15 protein-coding genes are annotated in these 13,122 nt (G+C 62.5%); 3 read left to right on the forward strand and 12 right to left on the reverse strand.

Features of this window, described 5'->3' with window-relative positions; genetic code table 11:
* The first annotated feature begins 192 nt into the window (after nucleotides 1-192).
* Nucleotides 193-1,119 (forward strand): bifunctional helix-turn-helix transcriptional regulator/GNAT family N-acetyltransferase, encoded by a 927-nt coding sequence (locus tag ACFSNN_RS14040; RefSeq protein WP_134457213.1) that lies wholly within the window; start codon nucleotides 193-195, stop codon nucleotides 1,117-1,119.
* 13 nt (nucleotides 1,120-1,132) lie between these two features.
* On the opposite strand, the gene ACFSNN_RS14045 is transcribed toward ACFSNN_RS14040, so the two are convergent.
* Together ACFSNN_RS14045 and ACFSNN_RS14050 are read right to left on the reverse strand one after the other, a co-directional pair.
* Nucleotides 1,133-1,945, reverse strand: coding sequence for a MetQ/NlpA family ABC transporter substrate-binding protein (locus ACFSNN_RS14045; RefSeq protein WP_134457214.1), 813 nt, complete (start codon nucleotides 1,943-1,945; stop codon nucleotides 1,133-1,135).
* A gap of 250 nt (nucleotides 1,946-2,195) precedes the next feature.
* On the reverse strand, nucleotides 2,196-4,103 hold the full coding sequence (locus ACFSNN_RS14050; protein WP_134457215.1) for a methyl-accepting chemotaxis protein: 1,908 nt from the start codon (nucleotides 4,101-4,103) through the stop codon (nucleotides 2,196-2,198).
* 256 nt (nucleotides 4,104-4,359) lie between these two features.
* Here ACFSNN_RS14050 and ACFSNN_RS14055 point away from each other — a divergent pair, with 256 nt between their 5' ends.
* Nucleotides 4,360-4,650, forward strand: coding sequence for a YciI family protein (locus ACFSNN_RS14055; RefSeq protein WP_134457216.1), 291 nt, complete (start codon nucleotides 4,360-4,362; stop codon nucleotides 4,648-4,650).
* A 66-nt stretch (nucleotides 4,651-4,716) separates the two neighbouring features.
* Here ACFSNN_RS14055 and ACFSNN_RS14060 read toward each other — a convergent pair whose 3' ends face one another.
* From ACFSNN_RS14060 to ACFSNN_RS14080, 5 genes are all read right to left on the reverse strand, one after another.
* Nucleotides 4,717-5,334: an SCO family protein gene (locus ACFSNN_RS14060; protein ID WP_134457217.1), complete on the reverse strand. Its 618-nt coding sequence runs from the start codon at nucleotides 5,332-5,334 to the stop codon at nucleotides 4,717-4,719.
* A gap of 4 nt (nucleotides 5,335-5,338) precedes the next feature.
* Complete coding sequence (cyoE, locus tag ACFSNN_RS14065; protein ID WP_007179448.1) at nucleotides 5,339-6,244, reverse strand: heme o synthase; 906 nt, start codon at nucleotides 6,242-6,244, stop codon at nucleotides 5,339-5,341.
* 6 nt (nucleotides 6,245-6,250) lie between these two features.
* A complete protein-coding gene (locus tag ACFSNN_RS14070) occupies nucleotides 6,251-7,360 on the reverse strand; it encodes a COX15/CtaA family protein (RefSeq protein WP_134457218.1) in 1,110 nt (369 codons plus the stop codon).
* A gap of 22 nt (nucleotides 7,361-7,382) precedes the next feature.
* Complete coding sequence (locus ACFSNN_RS14075) at nucleotides 7,383-8,045, reverse strand: SCO family protein (RefSeq protein ID WP_134457219.1); 663 nt, start codon at nucleotides 8,043-8,045, stop codon at nucleotides 7,383-7,385.
* A 67-nt stretch (nucleotides 8,046-8,112) separates the two neighbouring features.
* Entirely contained in the window at nucleotides 8,113-8,829 is a 717-nt protein-coding gene (locus tag ACFSNN_RS14080; RefSeq protein ID WP_134457220.1) for an SURF1 family protein, read from the reverse strand.
* Between the two features lie 111 nt (nucleotides 8,830-8,940).
* Between ACFSNN_RS14080 and ACFSNN_RS14085 the strand changes: the two genes are divergently transcribed.
* Nucleotides 8,941-9,150 carry a twin transmembrane helix small protein gene (locus ACFSNN_RS14085; RefSeq protein ID WP_007179452.1) on the forward strand — a complete coding sequence of 70 codons (210 nt, stop codon included), beginning with the start codon at nucleotides 8,941-8,943 and terminating at the stop codon, nucleotides 9,148-9,150.
* A gap of 180 nt (nucleotides 9,151-9,330) precedes the next feature.
* Here the strand turns inward: ACFSNN_RS14085 and ACFSNN_RS14090 are convergent, their stop codons facing one another.
* The 5 genes from ACFSNN_RS14090 to ctaD all read right to left on the reverse strand — a co-directional run bounded on the left by ACFSNN_RS14090 (nucleotide 9,331) and on the right by ctaD (nucleotide 13,111).
* Nucleotides 9,331-10,188 carry a cytochrome c oxidase subunit 3 gene (locus tag ACFSNN_RS14090; RefSeq protein WP_134457221.1) on the reverse strand — a complete coding sequence of 286 codons (858 nt, stop codon included), beginning with the start codon at nucleotides 10,186-10,188 and terminating at the stop codon, nucleotides 9,331-9,333.
* Nucleotides 10,189-10,320: 132 nt separating this feature from the next.
* Nucleotides 10,321-10,530 carry a DUF2970 domain-containing protein gene (locus tag ACFSNN_RS14095; protein ID WP_012431612.1) on the reverse strand — a complete coding sequence of 70 codons (210 nt, stop codon included), beginning with the start codon at nucleotides 10,528-10,530 and terminating at the stop codon, nucleotides 10,321-10,323.
* 36 nt (nucleotides 10,531-10,566) lie between these two features.
* Nucleotides 10,567-11,205, reverse strand: a complete 639-nt coding sequence (locus ACFSNN_RS14100; RefSeq protein ID WP_134457222.1) for a cytochrome c oxidase assembly protein — start codon at nucleotides 11,203-11,205, stop codon at nucleotides 10,567-10,569.
* A 42-nt stretch (nucleotides 11,206-11,247) separates the two neighbouring features.
* Entirely contained in the window at nucleotides 11,248-11,382 is a 135-nt protein-coding gene (locus tag ACFSNN_RS14105; protein WP_012431610.1) for a cytochrome oxidase small assembly protein, read from the reverse strand.
* A 115-nt stretch (nucleotides 11,383-11,497) separates the two neighbouring features.
* Nucleotides 11,498-13,111, reverse strand: coding sequence for a cytochrome c oxidase subunit I (ctaD, locus tag ACFSNN_RS14110; RefSeq protein ID WP_012431609.1), 1,614 nt, complete (start codon nucleotides 13,109-13,111; stop codon nucleotides 11,498-11,500).
* Nucleotides 13,112-13,122 lie beyond the last annotated feature (11 nt).

Raw genomic sequence — 13,122 nt, forward strand, 5'->3', positions numbered from 1 at the left:
TTTACCCGTATTGGGCTTCAGAGTGCCTTCCAGTCAGCTCAAACAGGGTCTAAATGAGCCGGCAGCCGAGAAGCGACCTATACCTTTTTAATACCAGTGCCGATCAGGCCTTTGCCGGCGTGGCTTTTGTAAAGGGGTGCGTTCCAATATAGTGCTGAGTAGCAATCTATAAAAATCCCCTGGGAGCAGCATTTGACAGATTCCGAGGCGCTGCGGCGTGCTCAGGCCGTCCGCCATTTCAACCGCTTCTATACCCGACACATTGGCGCCCTGCATGAGCATCTGGCAAAGAGCGCGTTTTCGCTGACCGAGGTGCGCGTACTGCACGAGCTCTTTCGCGAACGCTCGCAAACGGCCTCGGTGCTCGGGCGTTCCCTCGGTCTCGACAGCGGTTATCTCAGCCGTCTGCTGACGAGCTTCGAACGACGCGACCTGATCACGCGCCGCCCGTCCGAGACGGACGCGCGCCAGTCGTTGATCGCGCTCACGGACAGCGGCCACGCCGCGTACGCTCCGCTCGATAACGCGGCGATCGAAGAAGTGTCGGTCCTGCTTTCCAGCCTCACGGCCCTCTCCCAGGATCAGCTGATCGCCGCGATGAAGCTCATCGAGCGGCTGCTCGGCGACAAACCCAGGCACGAACTCGTGGTGCTCCGTCAGCCGCGCCCGGGCGAATGCGGCTGGCTCGTGCATCGGCAGGCGCAATGGTTCGCCGCGCGCTACGACTGGGATCCGACGTTCGAGGGATTGCTCGCGCGCGTCGTCGCCGATTACACGCAACGCAACGATCCGGTGCGGGAGATGTGCTGGGTCGCCGATCAGCAAGGGATGGTGGTCGGCTCGGTGTGCATCGTCGGTGTGTCGACGACGGTGGCGGGCGTGCGGCTCCTGTGGGTCGAGCCGGATGTGCAGCGGCTGGGCATCGGCACGCAGTTGCTGAGCGAATGCGTGCGTTTCGCAAAACGCGCGGGCTATACGAAGCTCACGCTGACAACGGCCGCCTCGCTCGAACAACCGCGGCGCCTGTGCGAGCGCGCCGGGTTCAGGCTTGCCGGCACGGCGGCTGAACGCCGTTTCGGCAAGGACCTGACGGTCGAGCGGTGGGAATTAGGCTTGTAGCAAACGTCGCTGCTTAGAACGACGGCACCACCGAACCCTTGAACTGCGTCTTGATGAACTGGCGCACGTCTTCCGACTGGTAAGCAGCAACCAGCTTCTTGACCCACGGCTTGTCCTTATCTTGCGTGCGCACGGCGATCAGGTTCGCGTACGGGCTATGCACGTCTTCGAGCGCGATCGCATCTTTGGTGGGCTGCAGGCCGGCGGCCAACGCGAAGTTCGTGTTGATCGCGGCGGCGTCGACGTCCGACAGCGAGCGCGGCAGTTGCGCTGCGTCGAGTTCGACCAGCTTGATCTTCTTCGGATTGTCGGCGACATCGAGCGGCGTCGCGTTATTGCCGTTCGTGCCCGCGCCGGTCTTCAGCTTGAGCACGCCTTGCGTTTGCAGCAACAGCAACGCGCGGTTTTCGTTCGACGGATCGTTCGGCACCGCGACCTTCGCGCCTTGCGGCAGATCCTTCAGCGACTTCAGCTTCTTCGAATAGATGCCGAGCGGCGAGATGTACGTGAGGCCGGCGTTGACGATCTTGTAGCCGCGTTGCTTGATCTGGCTATCGAGGTACGGCTGGTGCTGGAAGCTGTTCGCGTCGAGGTCGCCTGCGTCGAGCGCGGCGTTCGGCTGCACGTAGTCGTTGAATTCGACGACCTTCACGTTCAGGCCTTCGCGCTTCGCCACTTTGGTGACGACTTCCCAGATTTGCGCGTCCGGGCCGCCGATCGTGCCGACCTTGATGACTTTGTCGTCGGCGTGCGCGCCGAAGCTGGTGAAGATTGCGGTAGTGGCGATGACTGCCGAGAGGGCTTTGACGATGTTTCTGCGCTGCATGTGATTCTCGCTTGTTTCTAATCGACGACTTGATCGATGACTTGATTAATCGCGCATCGATTTCTGATCGGTGTCAGATTCGGGTGGAAGCCGGCGGCAAGATGGCTTGTGGCCACGCGCCGTCAACTGGGCCAGAAATGGTCTCATAGTCCTGGCGAGATGGGAAATATCACGATCGCATATGGTTATGCGCTTTGAACGGCAGCGGGCCGCGTGCATGTGACACGCACGCGGACGGTGTCGCGGAGAATCAGAAGGTGGTCCAGTCGTCGTCTGGCGGGGTGGCTCTTACTGCCTCGGTTGATGCGCGCGGCGTGGTCGTGGCGACCGACCTGGCGCTCGCAACATGCGCGGACGAAGCCGAAACTCGCGGCGAGGCCGGGGCCGACGTGGCGGACGTTCTGGCGGGCGCCGGCAGTTTCGGCTCCGCGCGCGGCGGCGCCGAAGCAGAGCGCGATGCCGCGCCGATTTCACGCACTGCCGTTGCCGTAGCCACTGCCGTTGCCGTTGCAACTGCTTGCGACGCCGTGGCCGTCGCTAACGTCGCAGCCACTCTCCGCGCCGCGACCACCGCCGAACCAGGCGCGCCGCTTTCGGCGCCACTCTCAGCGCCATTCACGCGAAACGCGCTAACCGTCTCGCGCAAACGCCCCGCCTGATCCTGCAACGAAGCCGCCGCGGCCGCCGCCTGCTCGACAAGCGCCGCGTTCTGCTGCGTCACTTCGTCCATTTGCGTGACGGCGCGGCCGACCTGGGCAATGCCGCTGCTCTGCTCTTCGGATGCCGCCGCGATCTCGCCCATGATGTCGGTGACACGCTGCACGGCTTGCAGAATCTCGCCCATCGTCGTGCCGGCCTGCTGCACCAATGTCGAACCGTTGTGCACGCGTTCGACCGACGCGCTGATCAACTGCTTGATCTCCTTGGCCGCCGTTCCCGAGCGCTGCGCGAGGCTGCGCACCTCGCCCGCGACGACCGCGAAACCGCGGCCCTGCTCACCGGCGCGCGCCGCTTCCACGGCTGCATTCAGCGCAAGAATGTTGGTCTGAAACGCAATCCCTTCGATCACGCCGATGATGTCCGCGATCTGCCTCGAGCTATCGTTGATCTCGCCCATCGTGCCGATCACACGGCTCACTACGTCGTTGCCGCGCGTCGCGATTTCGGACGCGTTATGCGCGAGGCCGCTCGCTTGCCGCGCGTTGTCGGCGTTCTGCTTGACCGTCGCGGTGAGCTCTTCCATGCTCGCGGCGGTTTCCTGCAGCGAAGCCGCCTGCTGCTCGGTGCGCTGCGACAGATCGCCATTGCCGGCAGCGATCTGCTGCGTCGCCGACGCAATCGATTCCGCCGAGCGACGAATCTCGCCGATGGTCTGCTGCAAGCGGTTCTGCATGTCATGCATGGCCGCCATCATGCTGGTCTTGTCCTGCGGACGAACGTCGACCGCTTGCGTCAGGTCGCCTTGCGCGATACTCGCCGCGAGTCGCGCCGCCTGGTCGGGCTCGCCGCCGAGGCTCGCGCGCACGTTGCGGATGATCAGCAGCATCGCCAGCGAGATGATCGCGCCGATCACCAGCACCACCCCCAGGTGGCCGAGCAGCGTCTCGTAGTACACCGTGTCGATGTCCTTGATGAACACGCCGCTCGTGATGTTCCAGTCCCACGGCGCGAACCGCACCACGAAGCTGATTTTCGGCACGGCCGTTTCGCTGTGCGGCAGGCGTCCGCGATACTCCGCGAAACCGCGGCCGCTTGCCTTGGCCGCGTCGACGATTGCCACGTAGAGAAGCTTGCCGTCCGGGTCCTTGAAGTCGCCGACCGGCTTGCCGGTCATTTGCGGCAGGGTGGGATGCATCAGCACGACGGGCTTCGAATCCATCACGAACAGGTAACCAGATTCGCCGTAGCGCATGGTCGCGAGACGGGCGAGCGCTTCGCGCTGTGCGTCGGCCTCGCTCAGCTTGCCGCTCTGCGCGAGCGCGTAATAGCCGTTCACGACACCTTGTGCGGCATCGACCAGATTCACCATGCCCGCCTTGCGCTCGACCAGCATCGTGCTGCGCGTTTCGACCGCGCTCCACAGCCCGACGCCCAGCAGCCCCAGCCAGACGAGCGCGAGCGACAGCCATAGTTTGCGATTCAAACTCATCCTGCTCATTGTTGTGGTCTCTCTCGTGTGATTCGTGTTCCGTTCGCAGTCGCAAGCACGCGATCGCGTTTCGCGCGCAAACGATTGCTATCGATATAACGGCATGACAAACGGCCAACTTGAGAGACGCAGCGGGAGGCCGGCGGGCGCACCGCGTGGCATGCATGCGGATTGAATGCGCGCATCGAATCGGTCTCTGCACGATAATTCGAGACTGCGGCCGCATGCTCGATGCGGCTCATTCCCTTGCTCGAGAGAACAACCCATGTACGTCATCGACCTCATCTACACCGCACCGCTCGACCGCGTCGACGACGCGCTGGAGGCGCACCGCGCGTTTCTGACGCAACAGTTCGAGGCAGGCGTGTTCGTCGCGGCCGGACCGAAAGTGCCGCGCGACGGCGGCATCATTCTGGCGGTGCGCATCGAGCGCGATAAGCTGGATGAAATTCTCGCCAGCGACCCGTTCGCGCAGCAGAAGCTCGCGCGTTACGAGGTGACGGAATTCAAGGCGACGCGGCTCGCGCCGGGATTGAATCTGCCGATTCCGGCTTGAGCGTTGGAGAGAGAGGAGATGTGAACAGGACGCGTGCTGCGACACGCGCCCTTACGGCCGCGCGTATCAGTCGAGCAGCAGCTTGATGTCGTGCACCCAAGGCGTTGCGCCCTGGCCGTCACGCGCGAACAGACGCAGCTTGCCGTCCGTATCGAACACATAGCTCGCTGCCGTGTGGTCCATCGTGTAGCTGTCAGGCGTCTTGCCCGGCACCTTCGCGTAGTAGACGCGGAAGTCCTTTGTGATCTTGGTGAGTTGCGCCTGATCGGCCGGACGCAGACCGACGAATGTCGGGTTGAACGCCGGCACGTATTGCGCAAGCAGAGCCGGGGTATCGCGGTCCGGATCGACCGTGACGAACAACACTTGCACGCGCTTCGCGTCTTCCGGGCCGAGTTGCTGCAACGCTTGCGAAAGCTCGGCCATCGTGGTCGGGCAAACGTCCGGGCAATGTGTGTAGCCGAAGAACAGCACCACTACCTTGCCCTTGTAGTCCGCCAGCGTGCGGAGATGGCCGGCCGTATCGGGTAGCGAGAAGTTGCTGCCGAACTGGGTATTACCGGTGATGTCGAGGTTCTGGAACGCAGGCGGCTGCTTGCCGCAGCCTGCAATCAGCAACGCGCCACCGAGCGCGCAAGCGATCACAGCAGCACGCGCCGTGCGCGCGAAGCGGTTATTGAGCATGGTATTACGCGCCGATCAGGACGCGCGCATAGTGGTCGATCAGTAGCGCGGCGAACAGCAGCGAGAGATAGACGATCGAATAACGGAAGGTCTTGCGCGCCAGATCGTCCGAATACTCGCGATAGATCTTCCACGCATAGGCAAGAAACACGGCGCCCAGCAGCACGGCCGCCGCGAGATACACCACGCCGCTCATGCCGGAGATGAAGGGCATCATGGTGACCGCGAACAGGATCACCGTGTAGAGCAGAATATGCAGGCGCGTGTACTTCTCGCCGTGCGTGTTCGGCAGCATCGGCAGGCCGGCGTTTTCGTAGTCTTTGCGGCGATACAGCGCGAGCGCCCAGAAATGCGGCGGCGTCCACACGAAGATGATCAGCACCAGGATCCAGGCGTCGCCCGGCACGTGGCCGGTGACCGCGGCCCAGCCGAGCGCCGGCGGCATGGCGCCCGAGGCGCCGCCGATCACGATGTTCTGCGGCGTGGCAGGCTTGAGCAGCAGCGTATAGATGACGGCATAGCCCACGAACGTGGCCAGCGTGAGCCACATGGTGAGCGGATTGGCGAACGTGTAGAGCGTCCACATGCCGAGGCCGCCGAGCACGGCCGAGAACAGCAGAATCTGTGCGGTGGTGATTTCACCGCGCGCGGACGGCCGCCACGAAGTGCGGCGCATCTTGGCGTCGATTTTCTGCTCGACGAGACAATTGATGGCGAACGCCGCGCCGGCCAGCAACCAGATGCCGACAGTGCCGCCGATCAACGGAGTCCAGGGCACCATGCCAGGCGTCGACAGAAACATGCCGATGACGGCGCAGAACACGGCGAGTTGCGTGACGCGCGGCTTCGTCAGGGCGATGTACTGGGAGACCCGGCTACCGGGCGTTTGGGAAAGTGTTGTGCTGTCCATGTGGAGTCACGCTGGCGCGGCATCGCGCGCAGGGAGCACGGCGCGGCCGGGACGGCTATAAGCGATTCGAAAGTTTAACATAACGAGCAGAAGCAGCAGGATCGCGGCCCCGCCGTTATGCGCGACCGCAATGGGCAACGGCCATTGCAGAACGATGTTCGACAGCCCGGTGATGAACTGGATCAGCACCACCAGCAGCACGCCGTTTGCGGGGCGCCGCAGCGACTCGAAGCGGCGCAGTTTCAGCGCGAACCACACCAGATATGCGATCACGACGATGGCAAACGTGCGGTGTGTCCAATGAATCGCCACCAGTGCATCCTGCGTGATCATGTCGCCGTCGCCGGTCATGCCGAGCGCGCGCCACAGATGGAAGCCGTGCGCGAAGTCCATCGGCGGGACCCATTGGCCGTTGCAGGTCGGGAAATCCGTACACGCGAGCACCGCGTAGTTGGTGCTGACCCAGCCGCCCAAAGCGATCTGCGCAATCAGCAGCACCAGACCCGCGATCGCCGCCGTGCGCCAGCGCGCGGCCTCGGGCTCGTAGGCAGGCAACGGCGTTTGCCGCGCGGCCAGCCAGCCGAGCGTACCCAGTAGCGCAAGGCCCAGCAACAAATGCGTGGTCACGATGATCGGTTGCAGCTTCATCGTTACCGTCCAGGCGCCGAACGCCCCTTGCACCAGGATCAGCAGCAACAACGAGGTCGGCCACCACGGCGATACATGCAGCGGACGCCGCTTGATACGCGCCGTCCACGCGATCACCGTCTGCGCGATGATCAGCACGCCGATCGCCATCGCGAAGTAACGGTGGATCATTTCGATCCAGGCCTTCGTCATGCTGACCGGCCCGGTGGGCATCGCCTGATGCGCGGCTGTGATCGCCGCATGCGCGATGAACGGCGACGAGGTGCCGTAACAGCCCGGCCAGTCCGGACAGCCGAGCCCGGAATCGGTGAGCCGCGTGAAGCCGCCGAACATCACCAGATCGAGCGTAAGGAAGGTGGTGAGCCAGACCAGCTTGCGGAATTTGTTGTCGTCGGCCTTGACCCATACGTAGGACAGCGGCAACAACGCGATACACAAGCCGATCAGGGCCAGTTGCAGTACGAACATCTCTCTTACCTATGTTGCGGCATCAGCCGATGCTCGACCATTTGAGCAGCTTGGTCACGTCACCCTTGATCTTGCTGGGGTTCGGATCTTTCGGGAAACGCATCATCAGATTGCCGTTCGGATCGACCATGTAGATGTGGTCGGTGACCTTGGTGCCGTTGCCCGTGGGCAGCCACGCGGACACCTGCGCCGGATCGGCGATCATCATGTTGGTGTCGGGGTAGGCCTTTTGTACCACGTCCGCGACGTTGCCCGCATCCGTGCGCAGCCACACTTCCACGACGCGCTCGCGTTCCGGCCCCTGAGCTGCGCGGATTTGCCGCATGAAGTAGAGCTTGGTGACGCACGCTTTGTCGCATGCGCTGTTGTCGACGGAAATCATCAGCCAGCGGCCGCGCAGCGTGGCGAATTTGACGGGCTTGCCATCTTCGCCCGTGACGACGAGCGAGTCGGGAATCGGGCGTTGCGGTTCGACCAGCGTACCGTAGCTCGTGCTGCCGCCGGACGGCTTGATCACGTAGTACGTGAAATACGACACCGCGATCGGGGCGGCACAGATGATCGCCAACAGCAGCAGAATCCAGCGGCCGCGCTCCCACGAACCTTTACCGTTGGGTTGGCCGGGCATGGGTTTAGGCGCTGCGGGTTTGCCGGCTTGCGGCGAACGGGGAGATTGCGTCGACACTACGGACCTCTTTCAATGATTGCGCCGCCTGTGGCTCGAAACCGGGCCACAAGCGGCATGTGCTGCATTACACGCCCGGCGCGTGCTCTTTCTTCGCCGCACGCCGCGCGGCGTACAGACCGAAGACCAGCGCGGCGGCCGCCATGCCCCACCACTGGAACATGTAGCCGTAGTTGCGCTCGACGCCTTCAGTCGGCGCGGGCCAATCGCGCACCAGCTTGTCGCCGTCGTCGCTCAACTGCTGAATCACGAACGATTGCAGCGGCAGACCGGTTTCCGCGGCGTACGCGGCGACATCCAGATTCTGGCGGATCAGTTGATGCTCGGCCGAGCCGCCCTGCCCCAACTCGTATGCTCGCGAAGCATCCGCACGGGCAATGCCTTCGATTTCGACTTCGCCTTGCGGCGTCGTGTACGGCGCGATGGTTTCGCGATTGTTCATATTGCGCGGCAACCAGCCGCGATTCACCAGCACGTACCCGCCGTCGGCCAGTTTAAAAGGCATCACAACGTAAAAGCCCGGCTGATCGTTATACGGACGATTATCGAGGTAGACGACCTTGTCCGCGACGAAACTGCCACGCGCCTTCACGCGATGAAACTCGATGTCCTTCAACCGAACCGGCGCGCCGCTCACCGGCTGCGCGGGCGCATTCTCGAACTGTGTGATCTGCGCTTCGAGCGCTTCCTTCTGATGCGCGCGATCGCGCTGCCAGAAACCCAGCCGCACCGTGACCACGATCACCAGCAGAATCAGCAGCACGGGAACGAGGCGAAACTTCATCGCGCACGCTCCGACGGCTCCTGCGGCGTTACGGGGAACGCACGGCAGACGCAGGCGCGCGGTGCGATAATAAACATCTTGCCTCTGCGCTTCCTGATTTCAGCTGGTTCCATGCACATTCTCGTTCCCATCGCCTTCGTCCTGATCATCGCCAGCATGGTGTCGGCGCTGTACTTCATGATGCATGACAAGGGCAAAACCAAGCGGATGGTCTGGTCGCTCGCCACGCGGGTGGGCCTGTCGATCTCGCTGTTCCTGTTCATCCTGTTCGCTCACTGGATGGGCTGGATTCAGTCGACCGGTATTCCTTACGGGCGCTGAGCCCGGCGGAAAAATCTCCACGCCGCCAAACAAAACGCCGCCCTGACAGGGTCGAGGGCGGCGCTGCATAAAATCTTACGTACTGCTCTTGCGTTGTTGCTTGTGCGCCGCGCCCCGCGGGATGTGGCGCAAACGGCCTGCACGCATTCCGAGTTGTCGGTCGGCGCAGGCCAGACTGCGTTACAGCCAGTACACGACGACGTACAGCCCAAGCCACACGACGTCCACAAAGTGCCAATACCAGGCCGCGCCTTCGAACGCGAAGTGGTGCTCCGCCGTGAAGTGGCCGCGGATCATACGCACCAGCACGACCGCCAGCATCGTACCGCCGAGGAACACGTGGAAGCCGTGGAAGCCGGTCAGCAGGAAGAACGTCGAACCATACACGCCCGACGACAGCGTCAGATTCAGTTCGTTGTACGCGTGGAAATATTCGAAGCCTTGCAGGAACAGGAAGCAGACGCCGAGCACGAGCGTTGCGGCCAGCCAGACGATCGCCTTCTTGCGATGATCTTCACGCAGCGCATGGTGCGAGACCGTCAGCGTCGCGCCCGAGGACAGCAGCAGCGCCGTGTTGATGGTCGGCACCGGCCACGGTTGCATCGACTTGAAGGTGGAGACCAGCGCTGCCGGACCGTTGTTCGGCCACACCGCCGAGAAATCCGGCCAGATCAGCTTGTAATCGAGGCTGCCCAGTTGATGCAGCGCGATTTCACGCGCATAGAACAGCGCGCCGAAGAACGCGCCGAAGAACATCACTTCGGAGAAGATGAACCAGCTCATGCTCCAGCGGTACGACTTGTCGACGTTCTTGCCGTACATGCCGCCTTCCGACTCGGCGATCGCGTCGCCGAACCAGTGCCACAGCGTAAAGAGCAGCCACAACAAACCGGCAACGACGCCGATCGGCGCCCAGTCATGTTCGTTGATCCAGGCCGCAAGCGATCCGAGCATGACCAGCAACCCAGCAGCGGCGCTGATCGGATGCCGCGACGGATGCGGTACGAAATAGTACGGGCTCTCGTTTTGACCGCTCATTCTTGATTCTCCACTTCAGTCCAGTTGTTCCGGAAATCTCCGGCTGTATCTTCGGCGGCGCGTCGATACCGCACCGCTTCGCTCTAATTTCTGGGCGCTGCTTCGCCCGATTCTACGCGTGCGCCGGGCGCTTCAACCTACTACGGCGCGCACGATCAGAATCAGCGCCACGATAAAAATGGCCGCGCAGATCAATGCTGCCGCGATCACGTGCAGCGGGTTCAACTGCGTGGCGTCCGCCTCCAGATCGCGACGCTTGCGCACTCCGAAAAACGACCAGAGCACCGCACGCATCGACTGACCGAAACTGCTCTTGCGCGGGCTGCCGCCGTTATCGCTCATCTCGTTTCTTCTTCCTTCGCCCTGCGGCGCGAGCCGTCAGGCGGGATTGACTGCCGTGGCCGCCACACTTTTAGCCGCGCCCGTTACCGTATCGGCCGTGGGCGCTGCGCTTCCGGTCGTCGCCGCTGCCGGCGTATTCAACTCAAAGAACGTGTACGACAACGTGATCGTTTTCACGTCCTTCGGCAACTTCGGATCGACTACGAACACCACCGGCATCCGCTTCGTCTGATTCGCCGTCAAAGTTTGCTGCGTAAAGCAAAAACATTCGATCTTCTTGAAGTACTCGGTGGCCTGCTTCGGCGCGTAGCTCGGAATGGCTTGCGCCTGAATCGTGCGCGCCTGTTCGTTGCTCACCTCGTACAACACCGTTGTCACTTCGCCCGGATGCACGTCGAGACTACGTTGCTCCGGCTTGAAACCCAGCGGGCCGCGTGCGTTCGCATCGAATTCGATCGAAATCGTGCGGCTCATGTCGACCTGCGTATTCTTCGCCTCGCGCGCCGTGGCGTCACGCTGCACGAGGTTGTTGATGCCGGTGATCTGGCAGATCGCGCGGTACATCGGTATCAGCGCGAAACCGAAACCGAACATCATCAACGCGACGATGAACAGCTTGATCAGCATCGAACGGTTGAAAGAGCGGTCGGCCTGAGCCGGCGGTTGCGTCGACATCTCAATCCTCAACAAACCTGCACACAGACTCGAATCACCTGGTCAGGTAAACCACTTCTGATGAATGATGACGCTCGCGAAAAAGACCGCGGCGATCACGAACATCACCAAACCGATCCGCCGGTTGCCCGCGCGAATCTGCTCGGGAGTACGTCTTTCTTGAGGATTGCGCGTCATGCTCGACTTTCTGGATACTTTTTCGTGACTACGGATGCCGCCACGACTTTCGTGACCGCCGGCTCAGGTAGCGAACTGCTGTGCTGCCCGAGCCGGCAATCTCACCGTGCGCCGATTACTCGACGGTCGGCGGGTTTTCGAACGTGTGGAACGGAGCCGGGCTCGGCACGGTCCATTCGAGGCCCGTTGCGCCGTCCCAAGGCTTGTCGCCAGCCTTTTCGAGTTCGCCGCCGCCACGGTAGGCCGGCAGTGCAACCGCGAACAGGAAGTAGACCTGCGCCAGACCGAAGCCAAACGCGCCGATCGAGATGACCTGGTTCCAGTCCGTGAACTGTGCCGGGTAGTCGGCATAGCGACGCGGCATGCCTGCGAGACCGACGAAGTGCATCGGCAGGAACGCGAGGTTGAAGAAGAACATCGACGCCCAGAAGTGGATCTTGCCGCGCGTTTCGTTGTACATCCAGCCGGTCCACTTCGGCGCCCAGTAATACCAGCCGGAGAACAGCGCGAACAGCGAACCCGCCACCAGCACGTAGTGGAAGTGAGCCACCACGAAGTAAGTCCCGTGGTACTGGATGTCGAGCGGCGCCATGGCCAGCATCAGACCCGACAGGCCGCCGAACGTGAACACCAGCAGGAAGCCGACGGCAAACAGCATCGGCGTTTCGAAGCTCAGCGAACCGCGCCACATTGTCGCGACCCAGTTGAACACTTTCACACCCGTCGGCACGGCGATCAGCATGGTCGCGTACATGAAAAACAGCTGGCCCGTGACCGGCATGCCGGTTGCGAACATGTGGTGCGCCCAGACCATGAACGACAGAATCGCGATCGACGAGGTGGCGTAGACCATCGAGCTATAACCGAACAGCGGCTTGCGCGAGAACGCCGGAATCACCTGCGACACGATCCCGAACGCCGGCAAGATCATGATGTACACCTCTGGGTGCCCGAAGAACCAGAAGATGTGCTGGTACATGACCGGGTCGCCGCCGCCTGCCGCGTTGAAGAACGACGTGCCGAAGTGACGGTCGAACAACACCATGGTGATCGCGCCGGCCAGAACCGGCATCACGGCGATCAGCAGGTACGCGGTGATCAGCCACGTCCAGACGAACATCGGCATCTTCATCAGCGTGAGGCCGGGTGCGCGCATGTTCAGGATCGTCACGACGATGTTGATGCCGCCCATGATCGACGAAGCACCCATCAAGTGGATCGCGAAAATCGCGAAGTCCATGCCCGGGCCCATCTGCGTGGACAGCGGCGCGTAGAGCGTCCAGCCCGCGGCGGTCGCGCCGCCCGGCGAAAAGAACGAGCCGACCAGCAGAACAGCCGCCACCGGCAGAAGCCAGAAGCTGAAGTTGTTCATGCGGGCAAACGCCATGTCCGATGCGCCGATCTGCAGCGGCACCATCCAGTTCGCGAAGCCGACGAAGGCCGGCATGATCGCGCCGAACACCATGATCAGGCCGTGCATGGTGGTCAACTGGTTGAAGAACTCGGGACGCATGATCTGCAGGCCCGGTTCGAACAGCTCGGCACGGATCATCAGCGCCATCACGCCCCCGGAGAGGAACATGGTGAACGAGAAGATCAGGTACAGCGTACCGATGTCCTTGTGATTGGTTGCGAACAGCCAACGGCGCCAGCCATGCGGCGTTTCGTGGGCATGGTCGCCGTGCACGTGTTCGTGGCCTGCGACTACATCGTGTCCGATGCTAGACATGACAATCTCCT

It is taken from the genome of Paraburkholderia dipogonis, assembly GCF_042680985.1.
GTDB classification, from domain to species: Bacteria; Pseudomonadota; Gammaproteobacteria; order Burkholderiales; family Burkholderiaceae; genus Paraburkholderia; species Paraburkholderia phytofirmans.